The following is a 22,845-nucleotide window of genomic DNA, read 5'->3' as shown; positions in this document are numbered from 1 at the left end:
ACCACGGTCGAGATCGGTATTAGGAGAGCAGAACGACGGATGATTCGATGAACTCGATGAGTTTGTCCTCGAGTTCTCCGCGATCGATACAGTACCGGAACCGCAGGCTGTACGCGTCGTCCATCTCGTCGATCGACGCGCTGTTGAACTTCGGCTCGTACGTATTCCCTTCACCTCTCGGTATCGATCGACTCCACGCCTGGAACGTCGGTGAGTCGCGTCTCCACGTCGTCGGGCGGTCGCCTCGCCCATCGAATGGTCACGCCGACGGTGATCACGGTGGCCGAGAGCTGCGGGTTGAGGCCGTGGAGTTCGTCGATCGATGCGTCCGCAACGTATTCACTTCGTAACAATCGATCCTCGGCCGCGGTGGCGAGGTCGCTGTCCGTTCGGTGCGGAATACGGACGGTGACGGTCATGGTTGAGGTCGATACGGGTTCGGTGTGTGTGCTGATAGCCATTCTGAGGCCTCCAATGTGTGAGCGCGCCACGAGGAATTCCGTTCCACGAGCGACGCTCGAAGTGCGCGAGGGACGATTCGAACGCCCCTCTCGGTCCTGGCAGGACCGCGTGTTGCCTGCTACACTACTCGCGCTCAAGGGGGATGGGAGGGCAGCTACGCTGGTTCGACGGCGTCGATCTCATCGATGATCTGCATCGGTCGTTCGGCGTGCTCGATGAACGGGAGCACGTTCTCCGACCAGCCGGATACGTTGTAGACGTTCTCGTACCCCTCGGGAGTGACGAGATCGCCGTAGGACGCGAGATCGACGAGATACAGCGCGGTGTCCGGCGAGACCTCCTCGCGGTAGGCGTCGAACGCCTCCTTCACGGTTCGGTCGTCGCGCATCGTGAACGGCGTGCTGTCCCAGATCTGCATGTCGGTGAAGATGACGATGCGGTCGACGGCGACGTTCCGCTCTCGAAGCTGCGCTATCGCCTTCCAGCCGTTCGTCGAGTTCCCGACATCGCCGTCAATGGCGAGTACGGCTTCCTGGCGTTGCAACACCGGCGTGTCGACGTGCATCGACACGGTCCGGAAGTCGTCGCCGAAGCCGCCGACGGTGGCACCCTGGTCGGCGAGGATCGCACCGAACAGGGCGCCGATCTCCTTGAGCCGGAGCGTGCTGTGGTGCGACAATAGTGCGTCCATCGATCCGGACAAGTCAACGGCGACGAAGGTGTCCTCGAACCCCTCGGGGACCGTTTCGACGCTGACGTCGATTGCCGCCTCCAACCACTGCTCAACTGCGGGTGCGTGAACGTCCGCCTCCTGTATCGCGGTGTACGCCTGGTAGTAGCGGAACGGGTACAACGGCGCGTGTCGTACCGCGTCCAACTCGAGGTGGTCGACGATGTCCTCCTCGTCGACGCCCGCCTCCAGCATGTTGCGAAGGTTACGGAGAATCGAGGAGAAAGCCTCGCGCTTTAGCGCGAGGATGAATCCGACACCACCCTTCACAGTCCGCCGTTCGATGGCACGGCTGGATATTCCACGCTGCGCCAATGCATACCTTCAAGTAAGTTTGTCTACATAGGTTACATATGGCGAAACAGGTCGTTACTCGCACCTACACTGCTTCCATACAGAACCAGTCTCGGGTGCAAGACGATCTTGATTCGCTCGGGTTCGCGGCTAGTAAGCTCTGGAACGTCGGACGGTGGACGTGCAGTCGGATCTGGGATGAAATCGATCACATTCCCAACCACAACGAACTCACCACGTACCTCAAGAACCACGAACGCTATGATGACCTCCATTCTCAGTCAAGTCAGCGAGTCCTTCAAGAACTCGCTGAAGCGTTCAACGGGTGGTACGGTAAACGACGTAACGGAGACTCGAGAGCAAACCCACCCGGTTACCGCAAACACGGTGACGAACACCCGCGTTCGACGGTGACGTTCAAAGCCGCCGGCTTCAAACTCGACACCCAATACGACCGCGTTCGACTCTCAAAGGGATCGACCCTCAAGGACTACTGGTCGGACTTCATACTGTGCAAGTACCAAACTCGACCCGACGTTGACCTCTCCGCCGTGGAGAACGTCCAACAAGTCCAGGTTGTATGGACGGGCAACGAGTGGGAACTTCGCTTCGTCTGTAAGGTCGAAATCGAGGTGGTTGAAGCCCCCGGTGAGAAGACGGTGGGTGTTGACCTCGGTATCAACAACTTCGCCGCACTCGCCTACGAGGACGGTCACAGCGAGTTGTACCCACTCAATTGCTTGAAACAGGACGACTACTACTTCAGCAAGCGAATCGCTCGGTGTGACGGCTCGAACTCCGAGCAGGCCACCCGGCTGAACCAGAAGAAGTCAACTCGCCGCACCCACTACTTCCACACGCTCTCAAAACACATTGTCCAGCGGTGTGTTGACGAGAACGTTGGAACGATCGTAGTGGGTGATCTCTCCGGCGTCCGTGAGGATGGAGAGAACGGCAAATCGAAAGACTGGGGCAAACACGGCAACCTCGACTTGCACTCGTGGGCGTTCGACCGGTTTACAGACCTGCTCGAATACAAGGCAGAGATGGAAGGTATCACGGTTGAACAGGTATCTGAGCGGGATACCTCGAAGTCGTGCTCGTGCTGTGGTCGGAAGCGTGATGCGAACCGTGTTGAACGCGGACTGTATGTCTGTGATGAGTGCGGTACAGTGGCGAACGCAGATGTGAACGGTGCTGAGAACATTCGGCAGAAAGTATCTCCGAGTTCACCGAATCTATCGGTGAATAGGAGTAACGGCTGGTTGGCACAGCCATCGACGTTCTTGTTTGACAAGGAAACTGGCGCGTTTGCGCCTCAAGAACAAGTCACGTCGTAAACCACAATATCCCAACCCAGCGGTACGGTGCCGTGGGAATCCTCGCGCTTCAGCGCGGGGAGGATGTCAAGGTTCTGGGGGCGTCGACGGCGATCCCTGGTTGTTCGGCATCAGCTGTCTGTAGACCCTCTCGACCATGCACGAGATTGGATGAACAATCACTTTGTTCAACTATCACCGGAATTATGTTGAGTGGTCTGGGATCCATCTCCGCTAACCTTCGAGTTCCTCCATTATCGTTGGCTTCCTAAGGTGAGGTTTTTGGACTCGACCACCCTCACAGCGCCTCCAGTTCATCGATCGTTCGGTCGGTACATACTCCTTCGATCGTTAATCGGAGCAGCGAGCCTAATCGACCACTTTCTCCATACATCGGTTTATTTAGATTCCCAGCTCTCCTCGGTGAACCAATATCTCTGATAGCACGCTGTTTCGCCGATCCCTCAGCACCCTCATCGTCACTATCAATTACACCAAAGACTCGTCCACCGCGATCCTTCACGAGCGAGAAACATGGAATATCCGTAATTCCGTCTCCGATATATATCATATTCTCAAACGGAGTTCGTCGTTCCTCAGGAGCTACTTGGGTGTTGACTTCATACGGGTTTTCTCTGGCTTCTGCTGGCGTAATCCCTTTGTTGATCTCGTAGAGGTACCGTGTCTTATCGGTGAATGAAATCGGCCGTTGGATGTGTTGGATGATGCCTTCAGCATTCGCATCCAATTGGGAGGCATACACCGCCTCGCACCTCTCTGCAATCTCGGTGCCTTGAATTATCGGTTCAAGACCCTCTGATAGGATATAGTAATCAATCGTGATGTCCTCGTATTCGTCTGCGATAGCATTGATATCGTCGAAGAGCCCGGGAACTCCCGGATAGAGAGTCTCAGTTAGATCTGTACCGAACGCTTCAAGGTCTTCTATGGTGAGTTCACCAAGCGGTTGATCCTCCCCGACCTTCTCGAGCAGTAATGAGAGATATGCAACTGTTGGGTCGTATCCTTCTCTCACGCGGGATTGGAATTCCGTAAACCAGAACTCCTCGGGAGAAATTCCGTGTTGTTCCAGTAGTTGCGTAGTTGAGTCTGGAGCGAGCGTATCGTCGAAATCGAATATCAATCCGATGTTTGTAGTCATTTACTTCGATCACTCCTGACTGACTACTCGTTGGAAGTCGAGTCTCCGTGCACGGAGATCACTACGGCGATCATCCAGGGCCTCTGTTTCCGCCTCGCCACCAACTACGAGCGCTCGTCTATCATCATCGGACATTCCATCAACCAATTCCGGATCTCCGAGTACATTGAAGCGGTTTTCGTGGGCGTATCCGCCGACGATATGCTCGATATCACTGCCAATTTCCTGCTTTCCGAGAGTCGTAATCCGGTAGTAGGTTTTCCGTCCGTCGGCATCCTCCGGAGCAGGAATCTTCGCGATGAGGTTTGTGTCGAGGAGATCGTTTAGATGATGCTGCAAGTCATTACTGTCACGACCGGTTTCTGCGACGAGCCGCTTTCTGGATATCTCCCCGTATTCGTACAGCAAGTATAGGATGCTATATCGCGTCGGCTCTGCGAGCGCCTTCTTTCGTTCGATATGTGCATCCAGAGAATCGATCTTTCCACCGAATAGCCGCTGTTCAACGTATTGGATCACGTTCCCGTCATCAAGTTCGTCGAAGAGTTCCGGCTCGGGAGTCCCCGTCATCATGAGTATACGTACGTCGTCCCCACTGATTAGGTTAACGATCATTAATCTATCTGTCCTCTCGGTATCTTAGAGCGATACCTATTCGGGTTTTGCCGTGCAAGCGGGGACAATGAATCGTCGTGACTACGGATTTACCTTCGAAGGTGAATCCGTTTTTTCACGGATACGGAAGGACGCTCCTCAACCACCTGAATCAAAACTTGAGGACGAATTTTATATCTTCGTGATGGGACCGTACACCGCATTTGACGCTACCTATGTCTATTCAGATGGAGATCAACTTCGATCGCCCTTCATTGACGACCCATTATTCAAACCAGAGTGCCATCTTGCTTCTGATGGGCGCGGAAGCTTCGAAGTAGCTCTCGAAGATCTTTGTCACGCCTTACGCGACCAGTTCGGAGTTCATGCGTTCCTTGCGACGGATATTGGGATCCCGACTGACACAGAAGCGGACGACGATGAGGGATCGATGTCCGTTCTCGACCAATCAGTAGCTTTCGCAGCAGTCAGTGATGCCGTCCTGTTCATCTTTTCAGAAGCTGGTCTGACAACCGGTGTTGGCTCGGAGGTCGGGGCCATCCTCGGGGAGTTTCACCTCCGAAGAGGGAATCCTGAGCCGATTCGTAAACCCCGAGAACGATTTCGAATTTTCAAGACGGAAGGGTTCAGCAGCGCCAGCGTTGATGAAATTCCATCTACCTACGATGTTGACACCATTGAATTCGAAACTCGAGAGGAATTGATACACAAAACTCAGCATTTCCTTGCCAACATAGAGCGTGAGGACCCTGATCAACTCCTTCCTGTCTTCAACCCGTACTCTTGAAGCGATAGTGAAGCGAATATAACGGCTTACTGATTACACTTTCAGGATCGATCAGTCTCGTACAATCAATCGGCTCGGACGACCCAGCTCTTACCAAACGATCGACCTTACTCTTTTGACAATGTTTGGTAAGAAGCGATCCATATCGACGGACCCCACTGGAGCATTCAATCGACGTCACGTGGTTCGCGACGATTCGTCAGTCTCGGGCGGCACGTACTGATCGACGGGCGCCCCCGTTTCGTTCACGATTTGCGGGTGGATGTCGCCCGCTTCATCCTCGTCGATCGACTTCAGGATCCCGTAGAATCGCCATTCATCGCCGTAGTCGTACAGGTAGCAGATCCGGTCGCCCACCTCGAGGTCCAGTTGGTCGGCCATCTCCCCGATGGTCGTTTCGGAGGCGTCGTACTCCGTGCTGGTTCCGATCGACTCCTCGATCTCCGTCGGTCGCTTGTACTGTACGGTGCTGTCCCAGTACGTTTCGTCAGCTCCGATGAACCAGAGGTGTTCGTGGTCCAGTCCGACCGCGTCGTTGAGCACGGTTTGGAGTTCGTCGACGGTTCGATCGAGACCGACGACGACGTCACGCCACAACTCGGTCGGCTCGGGGTCGTGCTTGAACCGGAATCGGTAGGTCGTCATGGTGACTGATTCGCGTCGACCGTTTCTTGGTTGGGTTGAACCTTTGGTCCATCGCTCGTCGACGACTGTGAGCCGAACATGTCGATCGAGTTCTCCGTGGAGCTGGGGTTTCGGGCGACCCGACGGGATGACGTCTTGAGCGACCGCAGAGAGTTTTTCGTGCGCCCCAGGGGGTGCGCGCGTGGTGAACTGCCATACCCGCCGTGAATTCGTTGTGACTACGATGGCTACGACCAGCAACTCGTCGGTTTCGTTCACCGAGACCGACGCACGACGCGACGAGATGCACAGCACGATCGATTCCTGGATCGACGACTTGGTCGACGGCGTCAACGACGCACGGGCTAGTGCGGAGTTTCGATCGTGGCTCGACGTCCAGAGTCGCTTCCATGACTACTCCTACAGAAACACGCTCCTCATCAAGCGCCAGTGTCCCGGGGCGACCCGCGTCGCCGGCTATCGGACCTGGCAGGAGGAGTTCGACCGCCACGTCAAGGAGGGCGAACGAGCGATCTGGATCTGGGCGCCGATCATCACGAAGCAGTGTCCGGAGTGTGGAAACTCGCCGAGCTACCACGAGAACACCGACTGCAACTACGACGAGACGTCAGCTGACGAGTGGTCGAAAGGCCTAGTCGGGTTCCGACCTGCGGCCGTGTTTGACATCTCTCAGACGGAGGGCGATCCACTTCCAGAGTTGCAAACGGCCGCGACTGGTGACGCCGACGAACTCGTGCCAGCGCTACTTGACGCCGCTACCGAGCTGGACCTCACCGTACGGATCGTCCCCAAAACGGACTGGCCCCATGGAGATGCGAAAGGCGTCTGTGAGAAATTGTCACTCTACGATGCACAGCCGCTCGTCGAGGTTCTCGATCGACCGAACCAGGCGGGCGTTGCAGGAACATTGATACATGAATACGCGCACGCCTTGCTTCATTTCGACGTCGACGACGATACCGAGCGATCGAAACGCGAGATTGAGGCTGAAGCCGTCGCGTACGTGGTCGGGCGGTACTGCGGGCTCGACACCAGTGGGTCGGCGTTCTACCTCGCGGCGTGGGAGTCGGACGATCCAGAAGTCGTTCGCGAGCGCCTCGGACGGATTAGTCGAACGGCAGAAGAGATCATAGAGTACCTGCCAATGTAGCAGCCAGTTGATCGAAACTATCCCCAAAGAACTCGCTACATATCTGTGTGGTTAGCTCTACACTTCACGGGCTCTGTTGAAATCCTCAGAGACTCACAGGTTCGCCTAGTAGTCTGACCGAATGGATGCCCTCCCGAAGTCGCGGTTACACCAGTGTTGTCGAGGGGTTTAACCAACAGTACGGACGCAAAATTGCGCGTTTGTTGGTTAACACAACCTCCAACCTCCAACTCGAGTTCCTAATACGGGAAACTATTCACAGTCACAAGAACTAAATCCGCAGCTTGCCAAAATCTGCGTATGTCCAAGCCAGACACCGCGGATGGGCCGCCCCCCTTTGAGGACGCGTTCAGCAGCGACGACGTCGAACAACGTATCTACGGCGCCATCCTGCAGACCCGCGCGCCGACGACGGCGAGCGCGATCGCCGACATCGCCGACTGCGACCCCAAGACCGCCCGGAAGTACCTTGGCTGGTTCGACGATTTGGGGATCGTCACCCGGCACGATGGCCATCCGACCACCTACGAACGGAATGACGCGTATTTTGAGTGGCGACGCATCAACCAACTCGCAGCCGACCATTCCGTCGGAGAGCTTCAAGAACGCGCTCGTGAGCTGACGACGCGCATCACCGAGTATGAAGAGGCGTACGACGCCGCGTCACCGGCCGCCGTCGACGCCGTCGCCGCCGCGGAGGGCAGCGACGAGCGGACCATCGACAACGTGTACAGCGACCTCGGCGACTGGGCGACCGCCCGCGAGGAGCGTGACCGCTACGAACGCGCGCGCCAGCAACGCACGGGTGGCGAGCGCGAACAGGCATCCGGGTAGCCCGCTCGATGGTGCCACCGACAGGCGATGGTGGGAGCCCTGCCCCCATCGACCGTCCAATCCTCAAGTTCCTCCAGACGCGGCTCCAAGCGACGAGGCAGGTCTCCCGAGCGACCGTCACGGATACAAGCGGTCATCTGGAACTCCACGTCGTCTTTGCCTCGTCGTATTACCCGGCAGTCGTCGAGGAGGCACAGTTGACGGTCCGTTGGTACATGAACGACGACTTCAAATTCCACTATCGAGAGCAGCAGGTAGACCACACCTGGGAGTGCCGGTGGGACCGGCACCCGAATCCGCACAATACACGGGACCACTTCCATCCCCCGCCCACCGCCCCGACGCCCGGCGAGGACGCATCGTGGCCGGACGACCATCGTGACGTCGTTGCGCTCGTCCTCGACGAGATCGAAGACCGGATCACGACCCTCTGGAGCAAGTGAACTACCCCACCCTACCGCTCGCCTGACGGCTCGCGCTTGAGGGTGTCGTCAGAACTCGGAGAGTTCTGACTGCTAACCAGAAGTCTTTGACTTCTGGTGATGGGGCTTCCTGCTTCCACGACGCGCTTTGCAGATACAGGCGTATCCACAGGGAGGGCAATCTCCACAGGCGTTGATTCGGAGCGTCCCGCTCCTAACCGCTTTGTGATACCGCGAGAAAGAATGTTCCATGCCGCGTTCGCGTCTCTATCCGCTTCAAACCCACACGCCGGACACGAGTGTTCACGGACCCACAGCGCTTTCTCGGTCGAAACGCCGCAGGGGGCGCACTCTTTGGTCGTTCCGTACGGATTCACGGCGACGAAGTGCGTTCCTTCGCGCTCGCACTTGTATTCGAGCATCCGAAGGAACGTCCCCCACGCCGCTCCTGCCCGGTTCCGAGAGTTGCCCGGAAGTTCGACCAACCCCTTCGCGTCCAAGTCCTCGACCGCTACGAAGTCGTACTCTCTCGCGTAGTAGTTCGAGAGTTTGTGGAGGAAGTCGCGGCGCTTTCGCTTGAGGTCGGTGTGACGTTCAGCCACGACCTTCCGCTGTTTCTCCCAATTTGCGGAACCGTGCTGTTTCCGCGCGAGGTTGCGTTGGGCGCGTTCAAGTCGCTCGCGTTCGTCGGACAAGTCGAGGGATTCGACTGCGGTTCCGTCTGTGTCGTGAGCGTACTTGAGAATCCCCACGTCGATACCGACGCACTTCTCGGGATTCTCGGGCTTCGCAGGCGGGTCGTCCGGGGTTTCAACGCCGAGGATAGCGTACCACTTGCCGGTGGGTTCGCGTTTGACCGTGACGGTCTTGATTTCGGCGTCGTCGGGGAGGTCGCGGTAGAAGGTGATGGGTATGTCACCGAGTTTCGAGAGCCACAGCCGAGTCCGACCACTCGTGTTCTTAAGCTTGAAGCCGGATTGACTGTAGGTGAAACTACGGTACTCGTCCGGTGCCTTCCACTTGAGCGTCCCGACGCGGTAGCCGTTCTCTTTGCGACCCCGGAGCGTCGAAAGGTTGTCGTACAACCGCTGAACGGTTTTCTGAAGAACCTTCGAGTGGACGTCTTTCAGGTCGCTCCACCACTTCTTGAGACTCGGCAGGAGTTTCTGCTCGGAGTACGCCGAGGTATCGTCGGTGCGGTTGAGTCGATGGAGGAAGTGGTTGTAGACCTGTCTACAGGTATCGACAGTCCACGCTAACCGATCTGTGAGCGCGTCGGACGGTCGGAGCCGATACCTGTAGTTGTAGTTCATCTACGAGCGTTCTTCGATGAGTTCGTCAAGTTGCTCTTGGACGAACGAGGACAGACTCAGGTGGTTCTCCTGAATCCACTCCTCTTGGTCGTCACGGATAGAGATGGTCTTGCGCGTTGCCACTCCATAAGTTATGCAAAATGCGTACTAAACAGTTGCGGTTGCGTGGGCCTGTGGGCCGAGCGTCGAACGTGTTTGAGAACCGTGCGGCGCTGTATCCTCCCTACTCGCTCGCTCCGCTCGTTCGTTGAAGAAGGGGCCTTTGCGCCTCAATTCAGGTAAAAGGTCACGGTATCGCGTGGAGTGTTTGTCCGCGCCGGAAGGCGTGCAGCGCGCGACAGCGTGCGCGGCGTCACGACGGGCGTCCATCCGGCCGGGGTTCGCAGCGGCCTGCCTATACAAAGCGGGACAGGAACAGGGGCAGTGGGTGACCGACGTCGCGGAGACAGTGAACGTCACGCCAAAGACGGTCCGGATCCACCACGAGACGTTAGAGGAGCAGGTAGCCTGACAACGCTCATCTACAAGCACTGCCATTAATAATTTTCTCAGGAAACTATTTGTTTCTTGATTGCGTAGCACCCAGTATGACCAAGACGTGGGATGACGTCAACGAGCAGGTCAAAGAGGACTGGAAAGACGACACCACACCGTTCGAGCGTGTGTACGAAATCGTCGAACAGACCCACGACGGGCAATCGGCAGCCGAGATCGCCGATCGCGCCCTCGTGAGCGAGCCGACGGCACGTCGACACTGCAAGACGCTGGTAAACACCAGGTTCGCCGAGACGGAACAGGACGGCCAAACAACGCTGTACAAGCGAAACAGCGACCGGGTGTTGATGTCCCGGATCCGTGAGCTGCGTGAGGAAGTCGATCGACCGGAGTTGCTCGACAGCATCCAGGACATGAAGGGCGAGATCCGGCGCTACGAGGACCGCTACGATGTGGTGTCTCCTGAGGAACTCGCCCAGCAACTCGACGCCGACGAGACGGAAGGCTGGGACGACCTCACCGCGTGGAGGACGACGCGACAGAATCTCGCCGTTGCCCAAGCCGCACTCGCCTACGACGAGGCTAGCCACCAGCTCGCGGTATGAACGGTAATGACCGCGCCGGCGAGTTCGGGCCGATCTATCTGCCGGCGCTCCAGCGGATCGTGACCTGTGGCTCGAACTCGAACCGCTCGTCGACGCCACCGCGTACGACGACGTCGTCGCCCCCACGGAACTGCAGATCAGTCTCAGCGATGGACTCGGCCACGCCGAGAGTGCTCGCCTCGATATCCAGTGGAGCGAACTGGGGATGTATTCGTTCCACTACGTCGATAGCGACGATGTCAATTGGCGCTTCGATCGCCACCCGAATACACACTCTCCCGAGATCCATTTCCACCCGCCGCCCGACGCCGCGACGACGGACGCCGAATCGTCCTGTATCGACGTGACCGAGGTGTCACTCGTGACGCGTGCCGTCCATGCAATGTGGCGAGCGGCGTACGAGGATGATACACTGGATCGGCTGAATAGTGCGTCAAACCCACCGTGAGAATGGATGTAACCGAGGACGCAGTTCGGGACATCTGCACGGACGCGGTCTTCGAACGTGGCGAACGATACCGTGACGAGGGTCGCATCCACGAGATTCACCACGTCGACAGCGCCGTAACCGCCGCGGTGAGTGGCAGCCGTCAGTACGATGTTCGTGTTGATCTTGCTACCGACGGATTTACCCCGTGGTGCGATTGTCCGTACGATGGGCCGGGAGCGTGCAAGCACGTCGTCGCCGTGTTGCTTCGGTGTGTTGACGACTCACCGCCAGACGAAGGCGATCGACTCGACGCCGCACTCGACGGTACCGACGCAGACGAGCTCCACGCGTTCCTGCGTGATGAACTCGCGATCAATACGGATCTCCGTGATCGGTTTCTCGCCCGCGTCGGCGAGCCGACGAGACAGTCGGTCGACGAGCTTCGCACCGCGATCGACCGGCAGTTTGAGGAGACGAACCCAGAGTACCACGTCGTTTTCGAGCCGATCGACTTCACGCAGTGGTTCGATCTCGCGAACGAGTACCGCGAGCAGGGGCGGTATGCGTCGGCGGCGACGGTCTACCGGGCACTCGTCGAATCGCTCGACGACAACATGGAGCGCGTTGACGGCGCATATGACCACTTCTCGAGTGCGTTCAGTCGGGCACTCGACGGGTATGTCGACTGTGTCGCGGCTACGGAACGCGACGCTGATGCCGTCACTGACGCCATCGCATTCCTCAACGAGGCGGCAATGTCGGGAACGCCGTTCCTCGCGGAACACTTCGAGAAGGCAGCAGTCGATCTCCGGGAAAAGGCGGATGAGCAGTCCGACGAATAGCTGTGTCGCCCTCGATGACGCCCGCACGTTCGACGATCGCGAAAATTAGTTTGTGACGCGATCAGCCACGCTGATCCGCTGTTCGCGAGCGGCTTCGACGTCGGAGTAGAGCGTCAACGCGTGCTTGATGAACCGTCGGTCTTCAAAATTCTCCTCCCAACGTGTAATCACGTCGCGGCGCTCGCGGGGCTCGGCACTTGCGAGATCACCGTCGGCGAGCGACTGTTCGAGATCCTCCCACGTCTCGACGTCGTAGGTCGCCTGCCACACCTCGATCTCCTCGGTGATTGCGGCCAATTCGTGGCAAAGCTCCTCGCGCGTGTTCACCTCGATGAGTGTGCAGATTTCCTCGAAGAGCAGACGCGTGTAGTCCGGCTGATAGCGCGTCGTCTCGCCGGCCTCGACGCGACGCAGCTGCCCTTGGTCGACAAGATCTTGGAGTTCTTCGTTGGTCGTGCTCAAGCGGCGTCGGCCTGCTCGCTGATCCAGTTGACCGACCACGGTTCGCGAAGCGTCTCGGCGACCGCTCGAATGCGGTCGCGGGCGCTAATCGACTCAGTCCACGTCTGGACGCCGTCTCGTGAGAATTCGGATATGCTTGGCACCTCTAGTCCTGATTGCGATATGGGAGCGTTGTCACGTCGAAGGCATCGTAGTGTCGGTCGTAGGTGAGGATGTGGTCGACTTCTAAGGCCTCCATATGCGCGGCAACAGTAAAATCGGTGAGTGACGCATCCAGATCCGTCCACTCGACGAACGTGGCTTTCGCGTCATCGAAAACGTCCTCGGGGACGGATTCGAGCTGATAGAGCATGCTCTCGTCCAGCGTCGTCAGGAACGACGCGGCGTTCCGTATCGACGCCTGTTTTTTCAGCCGGGTTGCGGCCTCGTCGACGATGTGATCGTTGACGATGAGGCGACGATAGGGGAGGTCACCGTCGCGGACGAACGCCATGAACGCCCGCGAGACTGCGTGCATCTGATCCTGTGGGTTGAACAATGCGTACAGGAACTTCGGGCCGACGACGACCTGATCGCGGATGTGCCCTGGGCGAAAATGCTCGGCTGTGACCGTGCCGATCGGGGTGTCAACTGGTTCAGCCATCCGAGTTCAGGATTGCGCGGACGGGTCGTCGGCGAGCGTAAACGATTCGTCGCTGCCGTGCCACTCCTCGACGAGATCGTCTTCCTCGCGAGCATCCGTCGCCGCTGACGCTGGAAGAGATTCGTCCTCGAGGTCGTCGAGGACGGTGAACGCTGGGTCGTTAGGATCCGCTTGCTGCTGGCGTTCGATCCACTCGATGAGCGCCTCGTGGCTGGCTTCTTTAAGCGAGAGGCCGTGTTCTCTCGCAAACTCGCGGAAGCGTTCGTATTCGTCCTCGTTCAGTTCAGTTTGCACGTGCTTGGTGTCGATACTGCTCATAGGAACCCCCGTTGCTACTCCCATCTACGTGCTCATGAAGTATAACATGTTCGAATGAGTTAGTTCATGTGCAAGCGGGAGATGGGGGGGGACTACTGGCCTTGAAGTTAAAATACGAGTGGACAAACCACACCAATCGATACGTGATCGCTATCTAGACTTCGAGAACTCGCAACCGCGATGCGCACCGCCGACGAACGGGGGTGCGACTGGGTCACTGTCGGCGCGTACCTCGAACGCCTCGACAACGGTGCTGCGACCAAGCGGATCGTCTACCTCGCCGACCAGCTCGGCATCGACCTCCCCGCCCGCGAGGAACTCGTCGCGTCGTTCACGAGTGGATATTCCTCATTGGACCCGACGCGGCCCGACACCGGATCGACCGACAGCACGTATCGCCTCCGAATCAACGTCGAGCCAGCCATGCTGGAGCCGACGGAGTCCTGATCAAGGTACGAAGTCGGCATATTTTCTCGGCAGCGTCGAGAACGGTGCTGTTCGACGACGAACTACGAGTTTGTGCCACCATCGACGGTGTCGAGATCGGGCTCGTCGAACTCGAGGGGTTCCGCGACGACATCCGGAAGCTCCGGGCGAGGGGCCGATTCGTGGCGCTCGATTTTCTCGGTCTTGCGCGTGTTCTCGTAGAGGGCGCGTGCGACCGGAAGCCCACGGAGATACTTGTAGTCGTGGAGGACCTCGACGCCCCGCTCCGTGAATCCGTAGAACTGGGCGGGGAGATCACGTTTTCCCTCGCTTGGTTCGTACGTGTAGCGTGCGAGGAGCCCGGCGTCGATCAACGTCTCCAGCTGGTCTTTGATAGCTGCTTGGCTCTTCCCGGTCATGTACTCGAGTTCGGCGAGCGACATCAGATGGGTGGGGTGGCCCAGCAACTCCTGGATGATGAGATGGCGCGTATCCTGGGACAGCAGCTTGAACAGCCGCTGCTGTTCCGCGAACGGCCCTGCATCGGCCGCACCAGTGTCGGTTTCGCTCATACGTGATGGTACGAGGGAGGCCGTTATAACAGTTAGGGTTATCCAAGTTGGTTAATTTAGAAAAGACCAAAGTGATTCAGAAGGGATAAGGTGGTGTGGTTTGAATCAGCAGTTAATGACCGACCCAAGCTCGCCGCCGGACGCTGGGGAGATTATGGCCGTTGTTCACGAGGCCGTCGGGGGCATCGAACTTGAGCCTGCAGAGAAACGGGAAATCTGGCGGTTCACCCAGCGTGAATTGCCGTATCTCTGGAGTCAGCGGACATCGTATTTCATCCTCGGGAGCTATCGCGACCCCTATATCCGCCGGCTTCGCGCCGTCCAGAACGAACTCACGAAGCAGCTCGGTGCCTATCCGTTCATCATGGGTGATCTCCTCGAACTCCCGACTGACCGGCTCAATACGTTCGATATCATGTTTTCGTTGCTCGCATCATACAGCGACTACATCGTCGGTGTCTTCGAGAAGGAGAGTGGTGGAGAGGCGCCTGAATTGGGCGAAATCGATGACCCACCGTATTTCGACAAGTCGTACGTGTTCCCGCGTGATTACGCGTGGGTGACTGACGCAAATCTTGACTCGACACAGCACGTCATTCAGGCCGCCCTCGAGATTGCGTTCGCAGACGATTTGTCGGAGGATGAAGTCCAAGCAAAAGTCGAGTCGCTCGTTGATCGCGCCCAAGAAAGCGGTCTCGACATCGACGAACAAGAGGTGTGGGATATGATCGACGGCCGGACAAATGAGGGCAAAGAGCCAGCAACGTACAGCTGGGTCCATCTCAACAAATTCCGTAAATTCGAACTCCACGAACGGTGCTTCCCGTGGACGACAGAGGACGAACTTCGAACTCTGGTTGACGAACTCCCGTCCCCGACGCCACGTCCGGAGTGGGAAGAGAGTGGGGAACAGTAAATTATCCTGCCCTACTAGCTTAGCGGTACACTCATCAAAGCGCGTCGATCAGGAAGCCCTACCCTCAAGGAGCGAACGGCGTCAGCCGTGAGCGAGTAGGGTAGTTCACTCCCGGAGATCAGCCACGGACTGACCGACTTCACGGACGTAGTCGCTCCGTTCCAGATCGAGTTCTTCGGCGAGATAATCGACGGTCCCCTTCAGGTCCATATGTCGTCGATCCACCCATCGAGTTTAATCTGGGTCTTGGTGTAGCGTTACAATTCCGATCGTAGACACCGATCCCGAGTGGAATGTGGACATTCGGATCATCTGGTACGTCGCTGCTCACATTTGTCTGTGACAAGATCTCTCGTATCGAGCAATCAACCGTAAGCATATGACTCAAAATTCCGCGAATACTGACGATGAATCGGACTCCACGACGGAGTCGCCCCACGAACACGCTAGCCCGTGGTCTAGCATTGGGCGTCAGGTACTCATGGTGAGTGTGCTGTTGAGTATCGTTGCGGTCCAACCGGTTGCTGCACAAGAGACTGCAGTATGCAACGCTGAACGTCTCCCCGACATGATCGAGGGATTCTTTCAGCTCACAACCGGTCTTGGCATCATCGGGTTAGCGATCGTGTGGCAGGCAGACGCGCTCATTGAGATGTTCACGCTGGACGCTGACCACAAAAAACGACTCGAACGCCACAAACGATCTGCGATCAAATCCGTCGTCGTTCTGCTGGCGTTAGGGCCGCTGTACACTGTCGCCGGTTCGATGATGGGGCTCCCGCTTGCCGAGTGCGTCAACCTCGTTCCGTGGTGAACGATCGACGACACACAATCGTCATGTCCCGGTCAACCCTTTCGATTATTCTGGCGAGCGTCCTCGTTGCGACTGTTCTCTCGGGAGTCGTGCTTGCGAAACCTCCCGGCTCTGGGTCCGAGCGTAACGGACTGACTGGGGATGAGGTCTCAACCCTCTGGTCTCGTGATTCTGATGAGGATCAAGATGGGGGAACTTCCCTAGAGCAACTCGCAAGTGGTACAGACATCACGTTCAAGGAACCGCCTCGTACAGCGGCAACGTGGAGTGAACATGACTTCGACGATCTCGAGGCTGGCGACATCGATCTGTCAGTCTATCCGCCATCGGCCTCCCGAGAGGATGGGTCGTACATCAAGGACGCCCATGCGACGATCTTTGGTGTCCATCCGTCCACGCGTGGCCACCTGGAAGCACGACGAGCGCCCCTCTATATCGCTCCTGCGGGAACCCTCCGTGGATTTGTTGATTATCGGATCGACGTCCCCAGAACGCGTTCGTGGGGCGATACGCTCGTTTACTGGACGCTCCTGTCACACGATATCGAGCGAGTTAGCGTGAAACTGGACGGCGAAACTGTCGCATCCGCCGATGGAACCCACACGCCGTCGATCGACTATGATCTCGACGGGAGTGGTCCGAGCACGCTGACGATCGACGCCGAAATTCGCACACGGTTGCGAAAAACCGTCGTCGATACGGAAGGCTCCTTACACGAGTACGAGTTCAGCTATCACGCTGAAACCGTCCACGTTTCGGATTCCGTCGATGTGGAGGTGTACACGCTCGATCCATCTGTTCGATCTGCGCACTATCCAAATGGGGATTCCGGCGCCGTCATCACCCAGACCCAGCCATGGCACGGCGTTCATTTCTCCGGAACAGCCGGCCACGTGCGTGGCGTCTGGCGGTACTATACTGCTCGCGATACGGACTGGGATACGCTTGTTCGATCGACGGCGTCACAGACTGAGGAGGTCCCGTCGGATGCACTTCCCGTCTACGTGCATGCATATCCGTCCGCGATCGGCCCACGGAGTGAACCAGTTCGAGATGGACCGACGATCATCGATACGTGGGGTATCGATAGAGGCTCTCCGAACACAATCGGTCCCAACGTTACCGTCGATGCCGTCGACGGCGTCTACACGGATTCAACGAGTATCGCGACTCGAACGGCCAGTTCCGACCTGGACCATGTCGAAATCCGTGGGCTGGTTCGTGGGGAATCCACGATCATTCCGAGACGTGACTTTGACACTGATCGGGAGCTCCGGCAGAGCGATCTCTCCGTCACGACGCTTCGTCATAATGCGACGGCGATGACGGTCCAGATCGAACTTACTGAGCGCCCATCCGGTTCGCCGATCGCGCTTCACGAGACGTCTCGATCCGGTGCTGGTCGTGGCTCCGATCGAAGTGGATATGTCGCAGTCGGCGATCGGCGAGTCAAAACGAACGAATCCGGACTCGTCGTCGTTACTGTTGCGGATCCCGGAATCCACACGATTCGGTATCACCCTGGGTCGTGGCTCACTCACGAGCCCGCATACGTGGGCGAGACGACGACCCTGCGGTTTCATCCACTTGCCTCCGTTGATGGGATCGTTGCGTTTCTCATCGAGGTCATGTGGCAACTACTCCCGTTTGTCGTCATGTTCTATGCTGGCCATCGGGTATTGCGCCAATTTGGACTGCACAACCGGTGATCCATGGCTAGTACAAACCTATCACCAGACGAAACGGACTGTGCAGCGCTCTCTAGTAGCGTGTCGCAGTCGATCTGCGTCGTCTCACGGAGATATCTCCGTCACGCTTCGGTTACATCAACTGGAGGGCTTGCGACATGGTCGATTTAATCGACGTGGTTCTGGAGGGCGCCAAGGACGTCGTCGATTGGGTGACGGACGTGTTTATGGAGGGTGTCCACACCGGATATGACACCCTTTCAGTGGAGCTCTTCGGCACTCCCACACCCCGGACGGACGGTCCATTCGTCTTTGGGAGTCCATCGAATGAGCCCTGGATAACGCTCTACGAGACGCTCGTTGGTGGCGAAATCATGATCCTCGCTCTATTGACGCTGACCATCTGCGTTCAAGGCCGACACACCATTCGCATCTTCAACATCGGGAGTGCCTACGAGAGCCGGAAAACGCGAAAAACGGCGTGGGCGGGTGCCTTTCTCATCATCACGTGGTACTGGGTGAGTGCAGTATTCCTCTACCTCGTCGATGGATTTACGATCGCCCTGCTTCCGAGTCTTGACTCATTGGCTCGGGTGATGATCGATTTTCTCTCTGCGTCCCTCTCCAATCCGGGTCTTTCGTTGATCTTTGCCATCGTTGGGGGAATCTCGATGTGGTTGCTCCAGGCCCTCTATTACATCCGTGAGGTGCTGTTGTTCGTCTACATCTACGGCATGCCGATCGCCTTGGCGATCGGGTATGGCAACGTTCCGGTTCTTTCGGAGATCGCCCTCGGCTTTGCGAGACGGTTCGTCCCACTTGCGGCGCTGCCACTCCCTGCTGCAATCGTGTTCAAGGGCTATGATCTCCTGTATACTGGAGGTACGCTCACTCCCGCGAACACCTTCCTCAGATATCTCGTTGCGATGTCGCTCCCGATGGTTGCGGTCTTCATCACGTGGCGGACGTTCAAATATGCGACACCCGTGACCGCGAGAGTCATGAGTGGTGCAACGAAGGGAGCGATTCTCGTTGGGGGCGTTGCAGCAGGCGCCTATGTAGGCGGTGGGAGTACCGCTGCTGCAGCAGCTCGATTTGGACCGAAAGCTGCTGCAGGACATGCGCTCGCGCAGCGAGTGACACAACGGAATACTGCTGATGACCAGACGGAGTCCACTCCGTCGTACAGACGTACTGAGAATAATCCTGAACGAGACACTACCTGATGACGACAGATCAAGACGAAGCGGCACGACGTATCATGGATCAGTTCGGCGAGGCCAGTCGGATTCCCTATCTGAACATCGAAGAAGGGGATATCGGTGTCATTGTCGGGTTGCCGATCGTGGGGCTGTTTTTCGCGAGCTTTTCCGGGTTGAATTCGCTCGCGTTACCGCTGATGACTGGCGGGTTGGGGATCGGCGTTGCGATCGTCTTCATGACTCCGAGCCACCTGAACGCGTGGACGTGGATAACCGACGTCTATCGCTATCTCAAGCGGCCGACGCACACGTTCGCAGCGCCGGCACATCCTGATTCGGAAACGAATGAGGCGGAGCGATCGCGTGGTGGATTAGCGAATTATACGCCATTCAAACCGGATGAGCGAACGCAGGACCTCACCAACGTCAAACGTGCATGGCCGGGTGCTGGAGCCATTCAGCGTGCTGATGGAACGATGGAAGCCTTCATCGAGATCGACCCGGGGAATATGGACTTCGCGATGGCGTCTGATTGGGCCACACTCCACGAAACGGGTGCGGCGTTCGCGAATAAGGAACTCGATTCGAAAATCAAGCTTCACACGACGACTCGATCGTTTCCCGTCGATCGCATCACGGAAAATATCGAAGCTCGGCTGGAAGACGAGGATGTTGCTGCAAATCCTGCGCTGCAGGAGTTGCTCGAGGAATATCGCGAGAAGCGCCCACAGGAGATGCGCGACCGAGGGATTCAACAGCACCGGTATTATCTCGGCGTCCAGGCACGACCGCTTGAGGTCTATAACCGATCGAAAGATGAGGGGACACCCGCAGAAAAACTGACGGAGTTCCCCGTTGTCGGGTTTCTGTTCACCCCGTTTGTGACTCGTCGCGAGGACTTCTCGGAGGCTGAACGACGCGCAAAAATGTTCGAGAAACTGGATACACGAATCAACGAAGTTCGATCTGAGTTCATTCAACAGGCCTCGGGTTGGTCTGCTCGACGGCTCAGTACCGTCGAGCTGTTCATGTTGAATATGGACTTCTGGAACGGGCACGAACACGAATACGACGAAGCCACGCTTGCCGTTCGAAACCAACCGATCGTCGGTCAGTCGCAACGGAGAACCGCGACCGATGACTAACGGTCTCTTGCAAGGGGGCGAGATCGTCTCCATCCTTGGTGAGTGGCTTTCGAACCCCACCTCGTTGGAGGGAGCGATGCTCTATGGTGCCCTCGCATTTGTGTTCGGTATCGAGATCAAGCGACGGTGGAATTCGGATACGCAACCTGCAAGCGATGGTGAATCGGACGAGACAGACCCAGAAGTAGATCTTTCAGCGGTGCTGGAAGAGGAGACGCTCAGTGAATCCGACGCTGATGGGCAATTTCTCGACGACGTCGAGGAGTCCCACAAGACCGTGACAGCCCCAGCGGCGATCGAGTGGGAGACGCGAGCGGCACGTGTCGGCGAACAGTGGACGACGACGCTCTATATCGCTGATTATCCCGACTATCCCAAGGACGGGTACCTGAGTACCCTCTTCGACATCACGGACGTGAAATTCGATCTGACGGTCCACATCACGCCGAAGAACCAGGAACGAGCGCGTAGCGAGCTCCAGAACCTGGCCGATGATCTCCAGGTCGACGCCGATCTCGAGAAGAGTGTTCGGAGTGCGTACCTCCAAGAACGGGCCGATGAGGCCAAATCGACGTATACGGCGGTCGAGGGTGGAGCCAGGGTGTTCGATCAGGCGATGTATGTCGTTGTTCGTGCGGACGGGAAGGAGGAACTCCGAAACGATGTCCAAACGGTCAAGAGTGCGCTTCGAGACGATCCCTCGAACCTGACGCCGAAGACGGCCATCTGCCGCCAGGACGTCGCCCTCCAATCCGCGGCGCCGATCGGCCACAACGAGTTTGGACGGGCGTCGATCGCGCTCGGCGGCGCCATCGGTGCGTTGCTTGCCTCGCCTCACAATGCCACGATTCTCGAAGAGGATGGCGTCGAGTTCGGCGTGCAACGTGACAATCAGAGCCCGGTCGTGATCGATCCGTTTTCTCGAGATAACGGGTATGCGATGTTTACTGTGGGCGATACCGGTTCCGGGAAATCATTCAGTTCGAAACAGAACTTCATCAGATCCATCGAGAAGAGTCGGGATCGAATTGGGATCATTCTAGAGCCGTTGAATAACTGGGCTGGTGTGTCCGAAGCGCTGGGTGCGAAGCGTATCACGGTCGGTGGGACGCTTGGATTGAACCCTCTCGAGATACGCGAAACACCGATCCACATTCAGCGTGCGATGGGGAACGATGCGAGTCCGTTCAACGAAAAGCTCGATGACGCGATGAGCTTTCTGACGAACTTCTTCGCGCTTCGCGGCATCGCGCTCGGCGATCGACGAACGACGCTCGAACTGGCCCTCCGCCGTTCGTACGCTCGGTGTGACATCTCCGAGGACATCGCGACCCATTCGAATCAGAGTCCCACCATCCGGGACATGATGAATGTCTTTGAAGACATGATCGACTCGCCCGAGGACTTCATCGTTCGTTCCGAGGCGGAAACAACGAAAATCCAGACAGATGCAACGTGGCTGCTGGATCAGCTTCGCCCATTCGATGAGGGTGGTCGCCACGCAAATCTCGGTGAACCGTCGGAGTTCGACATTCGAAACGAGAAAGTGATCTACCTCGATCTCGCACAACAGGAAGGGAGTGTTGGAAGCAGTACCGCACTCACGATGCAGTTACTCATCTCGTTGGTCTACGAACGCGCGAAGGTCACGGAAAAGCAGGTCGTCTTCTACATCGACGAGGCTCGATACATCATGCAGGATGCGGCGAGCCTGTCGTTTTTGGAGACCGTCTTTCGGCATCACCGACACCACGATCTCTCGATCCGATTAGTCACACAGACCGTCGACGAATTCTTCGAACACGCGGAATCCGAAGCAATTCTCGACCAGTGTGCCGTCAAGCAGTTCCATCGACTCGAGGGGATGGATCGAGAGTGGGCCGAGGAGTTCGGCATGAACTATCCGCAGATGCGGTTCGTCCAGGATGCCGTCCCGGGAAACGAGAAAAATGGCTTTTCAGAAGCATTGGTCGGCGTCGACGGCGAGTGGCGAGGCATTCAGGTCAAGGCAATGACCCGCGAGAAGGACGTCATCGACTTCGACCCGGAATCTCACGCTGGGTCGGTGGTCACTGGACTCGGCGAGGATGGATCGACAACCGAGTCACACTCTGGTGGTTCTGCTAACCGACCTGGACCGGGTGATTCACCGGGGTGATGGTTACGCGCTGGTGAGTGGACGCCCGCAGACGGAGTCGGGTGGACACCCGAGTGCGGCCAACCTCCGTATCTCGAGGTGACGTCGCTCCGCGAGAGTATTTTTCTCCCCCTAAGGGGAGCGGGGGCACGCAGTGAGCTCTCGTGTTGACCCATGACTGTAGACAGTACTATTGATGACGTCGAGTCGCAGCATCTCCCGAGCCAGCCACCGTGGGCGAATCTGGACGTGGCGCTTCCGACCGATCGAAGTTCGACGTCGATCGTCGCGTTGGTGGAGTGTGCGCTCGTCGAGATCACGCATGAACCAGTCGGCGCTGAGATCATCTCGTGACGGCGATCGGGGTTCGCTCCGATCGCGAAGACGGGAGGTTTTTGGCCGTCGCTCGTGGTCGTC

24 protein-coding genes, 1 tRNA gene and 4 pseudogenes are annotated in these 22,845 nt (G+C 57.5%); 17 read left to right on the top strand and 12 right to left on the bottom strand.

All coding sequences use genetic code 11. The features are described from left to right. Positions 1-170: 170 nt before the first annotated feature. From ACZ5YD_RS06520 to ACZ5YD_RS06510, 3 genes are all read right to left on the bottom strand, one after another. Positions 171-491, bottom strand: a complete 321-nt coding sequence (locus ACZ5YD_RS06520) for a hypothetical protein (protein WP_379741878.1) — start codon at positions 489-491, stop codon at positions 171-173. A gap of 32 nt (positions 492-523) precedes the next feature. Then, positions 524-595 (bottom strand) — tRNA-Gly (locus tag ACZ5YD_RS06515). A gap of 21 nt (positions 596-616) precedes the next feature. Continuing rightward, positions 617-1,387, bottom strand: coding sequence for a hypothetical protein (locus ACZ5YD_RS06510; protein ID WP_379741875.1), 771 nt, complete (start codon positions 1,385-1,387; stop codon positions 617-619). A 158-nt stretch (positions 1,388-1,545) separates the two neighbouring features. On the opposite strand from ACZ5YD_RS06510, the gene ACZ5YD_RS06505 reads away from it, so the two are divergent. Further along, positions 1,546-2,826, top strand: a complete 1,281-nt coding sequence (locus ACZ5YD_RS06505) for an RNA-guided endonuclease InsQ/TnpB family protein (protein WP_379741872.1) — start codon at positions 1,546-1,548, stop codon at positions 2,824-2,826. Between the two features lie 277 nt (positions 2,827-3,103). On the opposite strand, the gene ACZ5YD_RS06500 is transcribed toward ACZ5YD_RS06505, so the two are convergent. After that, positions 3,104-3,967, bottom strand: coding sequence for an HAD family hydrolase (locus ACZ5YD_RS06500; protein ID WP_379741869.1), 864 nt, complete (start codon positions 3,965-3,967; stop codon positions 3,104-3,106). A gap of 9 nt (positions 3,968-3,976) precedes the next feature. Then, positions 3,977-4,582, bottom strand: a complete 606-nt coding sequence (locus ACZ5YD_RS06495; protein WP_379741866.1) for a winged helix-turn-helix domain-containing protein — start codon at positions 4,580-4,582, stop codon at positions 3,977-3,979. 67 nt (positions 4,583-4,649) lie between these two features. On the opposite strand from ACZ5YD_RS06495, the gene ACZ5YD_RS06490 reads away from it, so the two are divergent. Beyond that, positions 4,650-5,369 carry a DUF7509 family protein gene (locus tag ACZ5YD_RS06490; RefSeq protein ID WP_379741863.1) on the top strand — a complete coding sequence of 240 codons (720 nt, stop codon included), beginning with the start codon at positions 4,650-4,652 and terminating at the stop codon, positions 5,367-5,369. Between the two features lie 177 nt (positions 5,370-5,546). Here the strand turns inward: ACZ5YD_RS06490 and ACZ5YD_RS06485 are convergent, their stop codons facing one another. Then, positions 5,547-6,014: an IS1096 element passenger TnpR family protein gene (locus ACZ5YD_RS06485; protein ID WP_379741860.1), complete on the bottom strand. Its 468-nt coding sequence runs from the start codon at positions 6,012-6,014 to the stop codon at positions 5,547-5,549. A 223-nt stretch (positions 6,015-6,237) separates the two neighbouring features. On the opposite strand from ACZ5YD_RS06485, the gene ACZ5YD_RS06480 reads away from it, so the two are divergent. The 3 genes from ACZ5YD_RS06480 (at position 6,238) to ACZ5YD_RS06470 (ending at position 8,441) form a co-directional block, all read left to right on the top strand. Further along, a complete protein-coding gene (locus ACZ5YD_RS06480; protein WP_379741857.1) occupies positions 6,238-7,164 on the top strand; it encodes an ArdC-like ssDNA-binding domain-containing protein in 927 nt (308 codons plus the stop codon). Between the two features lie 300 nt (positions 7,165-7,464). Continuing rightward, on the top strand, positions 7,465-7,998 hold the full coding sequence (locus ACZ5YD_RS06475) for a DUF7342 family protein (protein ID WP_379741854.1): 534 nt from the start codon (positions 7,465-7,467) through the stop codon (positions 7,996-7,998). An 8-nt stretch (positions 7,999-8,006) separates the two neighbouring features. Continuing rightward, positions 8,007-8,441, top strand: coding sequence for a toxin-antitoxin system TumE family protein (locus ACZ5YD_RS06470; RefSeq protein ID WP_379741851.1), 435 nt, complete (start codon positions 8,007-8,009; stop codon positions 8,439-8,441). 11 nt (positions 8,442-8,452) lie between these two features. Here the strand turns inward: ACZ5YD_RS06470 and ACZ5YD_RS06465 are convergent, their stop codons facing one another. Both ACZ5YD_RS06465 and ACZ5YD_RS06460 read right to left on the bottom strand, forming a co-directional pair. Beyond that, the gene (locus ACZ5YD_RS06465; protein WP_379741848.1) at positions 8,453-9,733 is read right to left on the bottom strand and encodes an RNA-guided endonuclease InsQ/TnpB family protein; all 1,281 of its coding nucleotides are present in this window, start codon (positions 9,731-9,733) and stop codon (positions 8,453-8,455) included. Then, positions 9,734-9,856: a hypothetical protein gene (locus ACZ5YD_RS06460; RefSeq protein ID WP_379741845.1), complete on the bottom strand. Its 123-nt coding sequence runs from the start codon at positions 9,854-9,856 to the stop codon at positions 9,734-9,736. It abuts the gene before it with no gap. Positions 9,857-10,045: 189 nt separating this feature from the next. Between ACZ5YD_RS06460 and ACZ5YD_RS06455 the strand changes: the two are divergent. The 4 genes and pseudogenes from ACZ5YD_RS06455 to ACZ5YD_RS06440 form a co-directional block, all read left to right on the top strand. Next, positions 10,046-10,244 (top strand): annotated as a pseudogene (locus tag ACZ5YD_RS06455) (transcription initiation factor IIB family protein); the annotation flags it as partial. Between the two features lie 76 nt (positions 10,245-10,320). Continuing rightward, positions 10,321-10,833 (top strand): winged helix-turn-helix domain-containing protein, encoded by a 513-nt coding sequence (locus ACZ5YD_RS06450; RefSeq protein WP_379741842.1) that lies wholly within the window; start codon positions 10,321-10,323, stop codon positions 10,831-10,833. Beyond that, positions 10,830-11,281: pseudogene (locus ACZ5YD_RS06445) on the top strand (toxin-antitoxin system TumE family protein). The gene ACZ5YD_RS06450 and the pseudogene ACZ5YD_RS06445 overlap by 4 nt, the downstream one beginning before the upstream one ends. Before the next feature lie 2 nt (positions 11,282-11,283). Further along, positions 11,284-12,105, top strand: coding sequence for an SWIM zinc finger family protein (locus ACZ5YD_RS06440; protein ID WP_379741839.1), 822 nt, complete (start codon positions 11,284-11,286; stop codon positions 12,103-12,105). 45 nt (positions 12,106-12,150) lie between these two features. Here the strand turns inward: ACZ5YD_RS06440 and ACZ5YD_RS06435 are convergent. The 3 genes and pseudogenes from ACZ5YD_RS06435 to ACZ5YD_RS06425 all read right to left on the bottom strand — a co-directional run bounded on the left by ACZ5YD_RS06435 (position 12,151) and on the right by ACZ5YD_RS06425 (position 13,528). Further along, positions 12,151-12,701: pseudogene (locus ACZ5YD_RS06435) on the bottom strand (DUF7342 family protein). 11 nt (positions 12,702-12,712) lie between these two features. Continuing rightward, positions 12,713-13,210, bottom strand: a complete 498-nt coding sequence (locus ACZ5YD_RS06430; RefSeq protein WP_379741837.1) for a type II toxin-antitoxin system VapC family toxin — start codon at positions 13,208-13,210, stop codon at positions 12,713-12,715. A gap of 6 nt (positions 13,211-13,216) precedes the next feature. Further along, a complete protein-coding gene (locus ACZ5YD_RS06425; RefSeq protein ID WP_379741834.1) occupies positions 13,217-13,528 on the bottom strand; it encodes a hypothetical protein in 312 nt (103 codons plus the stop codon). Between the two features lie 159 nt (positions 13,529-13,687). Here ACZ5YD_RS06425 and ACZ5YD_RS06420 point away from each other — a divergent pair. Next, positions 13,688-13,975 (top strand): annotated as a pseudogene (locus ACZ5YD_RS06420) (type IV toxin-antitoxin system AbiEi family antitoxin domain-containing protein); the annotation flags it as partial. Between the two features lie 62 nt (positions 13,976-14,037). On the opposite strand, the gene ACZ5YD_RS06415 reads toward ACZ5YD_RS06420, so the two are convergent. Then, positions 14,038-14,526 carry an ArsR family transcriptional regulator gene (locus tag ACZ5YD_RS06415; protein WP_379741831.1) on the bottom strand — a complete coding sequence of 163 codons (489 nt, stop codon included), beginning with the start codon at positions 14,524-14,526 and terminating at the stop codon, positions 14,038-14,040. Between the two features lie 115 nt (positions 14,527-14,641). Here ACZ5YD_RS06415 and ACZ5YD_RS06410 point away from each other — a divergent pair, with 115 nt between their 5' ends. The 7 genes from ACZ5YD_RS06410 to ACZ5YD_RS06380 all read left to right on the top strand — a co-directional run bounded on the left by ACZ5YD_RS06410 (position 14,642) and on the right by ACZ5YD_RS06380 (position 22,782). Then, positions 14,642-15,442, top strand: a complete 801-nt coding sequence (locus tag ACZ5YD_RS06410) for a DUF8170 family protein (RefSeq protein ID WP_379741828.1) — start codon at positions 14,642-14,644, stop codon at positions 15,440-15,442. 379 nt (positions 15,443-15,821) lie between these two features. Continuing rightward, positions 15,822-16,256: a hypothetical protein gene (locus ACZ5YD_RS06405; protein WP_379741825.1), complete on the top strand. Its 435-nt coding sequence runs from the start codon at positions 15,822-15,824 to the stop codon at positions 16,254-16,256. A 23-nt stretch (positions 16,257-16,279) separates the two neighbouring features. Further along, positions 16,280-17,965, top strand: a complete 1,686-nt coding sequence (locus ACZ5YD_RS06400) for a DUF8186 domain-containing protein (RefSeq protein WP_379741822.1) — start codon at positions 16,280-16,282, stop codon at positions 17,963-17,965. A gap of 137 nt (positions 17,966-18,102) precedes the next feature. Beyond that, entirely contained in the window at positions 18,103-19,170 is a 1,068-nt protein-coding gene (locus ACZ5YD_RS06395) for a hypothetical protein (protein ID WP_379801148.1), read from the top strand. Beyond that, entirely contained in the window at positions 19,170-20,291 is a 1,122-nt protein-coding gene (locus ACZ5YD_RS06390; protein ID WP_379746120.1) for a hypothetical protein, read from the top strand. Before ACZ5YD_RS06395 ends, ACZ5YD_RS06390 begins: the two co-directional genes overlap by 1 nt. Continuing rightward, entirely contained in the window at positions 20,284-22,449 is a 2,166-nt protein-coding gene (locus tag ACZ5YD_RS06385; protein WP_379746129.1) for a VirB4 family type IV secretion system protein, read from the top strand. Before ACZ5YD_RS06390 ends, ACZ5YD_RS06385 begins: the two co-directional genes overlap by 8 nt. Positions 22,450-22,602: 153 nt before the next feature. Then, on the top strand, positions 22,603-22,782 hold the full coding sequence (locus tag ACZ5YD_RS06380) for a hypothetical protein (RefSeq protein ID WP_379746117.1): 180 nt from the start codon (positions 22,603-22,605) through the stop codon (positions 22,780-22,782). Positions 22,783-22,845: the final 63 nt, after the last annotated feature.

It is taken from the genome of Halopenitus salinus (genome assembly GCF_055397165.1).
Note: the sequence above shows the minus strand (reverse complement) of the source record. Positions and strands in the feature narration are given on the sequence as shown.

What these genes read in the sequence shown, in the direction of transcription:
- ACZ5YD_RS06510 (WP_379741875.1), bottom strand. Translation starts at nt 1,387, where the DNA reads ATGCTGGAGGCGGGCGTCGACGAGGAGGACATCGTCGACCACCTCGAG.
- ACZ5YD_RS06505 (WP_379741872.1), top strand. Translation starts at nt 1,546, where the DNA reads ATGGCGAAACAGGTCGTTACTCGCACCTACACTGCTTCCATACAGAAC.
- ACZ5YD_RS06500 (WP_379741869.1), bottom strand. Translation starts at nt 3,967, where the DNA reads ATGACTACAAACATCGGATTGATATTCGATTTCGACGATACGCTCGCT.
- ACZ5YD_RS06495 (WP_379741866.1), bottom strand. Translation starts at nt 4,582, where the DNA reads ATGATCGTTAACCTAATCAGTGGGGACGACGTACGTATACTCATGATG.
- ACZ5YD_RS06490 (WP_379741863.1), top strand. Translation starts at nt 4,650, where the DNA reads ATGAATCGTCGTGACTACGGATTTACCTTCGAAGGTGAATCCGTTTTT.
- ACZ5YD_RS06485 (WP_379741860.1), bottom strand. Translation starts at nt 6,014, where the DNA reads ATGACGACCTACCGATTCCGGTTCAAGCACGACCCCGAGCCGACCGAG.
- ACZ5YD_RS06480 (WP_379741857.1), top strand. Translation starts at nt 6,238, where the DNA reads ATGGCTACGACCAGCAACTCGTCGGTTTCGTTCACCGAGACCGACGCA.
- ACZ5YD_RS06475 (WP_379741854.1), top strand. Translation starts at nt 7,465, where the DNA reads ATGTCCAAGCCAGACACCGCGGATGGGCCGCCCCCCTTTGAGGACGCG.
- ACZ5YD_RS06470 (WP_379741851.1), top strand. Translation starts at nt 8,007, where the DNA reads ATGGTGCCACCGACAGGCGATGGTGGGAGCCCTGCCCCCATCGACCGT.
- ACZ5YD_RS06465 (WP_379741848.1), bottom strand. Translation starts at nt 9,733, where the DNA reads ATGAACTACAACTACAGGTATCGGCTCCGACCGTCCGACGCGCTCACA.
- ACZ5YD_RS06450 (WP_379741842.1), top strand. Translation starts at nt 10,321, where the DNA reads ATGACCAAGACGTGGGATGACGTCAACGAGCAGGTCAAAGAGGACTGG.
- ACZ5YD_RS06440 (WP_379741839.1), top strand. Translation starts at nt 11,284, where the DNA reads ATGGATGTAACCGAGGACGCAGTTCGGGACATCTGCACGGACGCGGTC.
- ACZ5YD_RS06430 (WP_379741837.1), bottom strand. Translation starts at nt 13,210, where the DNA reads ATGGCTGAACCAGTTGACACCCCGATCGGCACGGTCACAGCCGAGCAT.
- ACZ5YD_RS06425 (WP_379741834.1), bottom strand. Translation starts at nt 13,528, where the DNA reads ATGAGCAGTATCGACACCAAGCACGTGCAAACTGAACTGAACGAGGAC.
- ACZ5YD_RS06415 (WP_379741831.1), bottom strand. Translation starts at nt 14,526, where the DNA reads ATGAGCGAAACCGACACTGGTGCGGCCGATGCAGGGCCGTTCGCGGAA.
- ACZ5YD_RS06410 (WP_379741828.1), top strand. Translation starts at nt 14,642, where the DNA reads ATGACCGACCCAAGCTCGCCGCCGGACGCTGGGGAGATTATGGCCGTT.
- ACZ5YD_RS06405 (WP_379741825.1), top strand. Translation starts at nt 15,822, where the DNA reads ATGACTCAAAATTCCGCGAATACTGACGATGAATCGGACTCCACGACG.
- ACZ5YD_RS06400 (WP_379741822.1), top strand. Translation starts at nt 16,280, where the DNA reads ATGTCCCGGTCAACCCTTTCGATTATTCTGGCGAGCGTCCTCGTTGCG.
- ACZ5YD_RS06395 (WP_379801148.1), top strand. Translation starts at nt 18,103, where the DNA reads ATGGTCGATTTAATCGACGTGGTTCTGGAGGGCGCCAAGGACGTCGTC.
- ACZ5YD_RS06390 (WP_379746120.1), top strand. Translation starts at nt 19,170, where the DNA reads ATGACGACAGATCAAGACGAAGCGGCACGACGTATCATGGATCAGTTC.
- ACZ5YD_RS06385 (WP_379746129.1), top strand. Translation starts at nt 20,284, where the DNA reads ATGACTAACGGTCTCTTGCAAGGGGGCGAGATCGTCTCCATCCTTGGT.
- ACZ5YD_RS06380 (WP_379746117.1), top strand. Translation starts at nt 22,603, where the DNA reads ATGACTGTAGACAGTACTATTGATGACGTCGAGTCGCAGCATCTCCCG.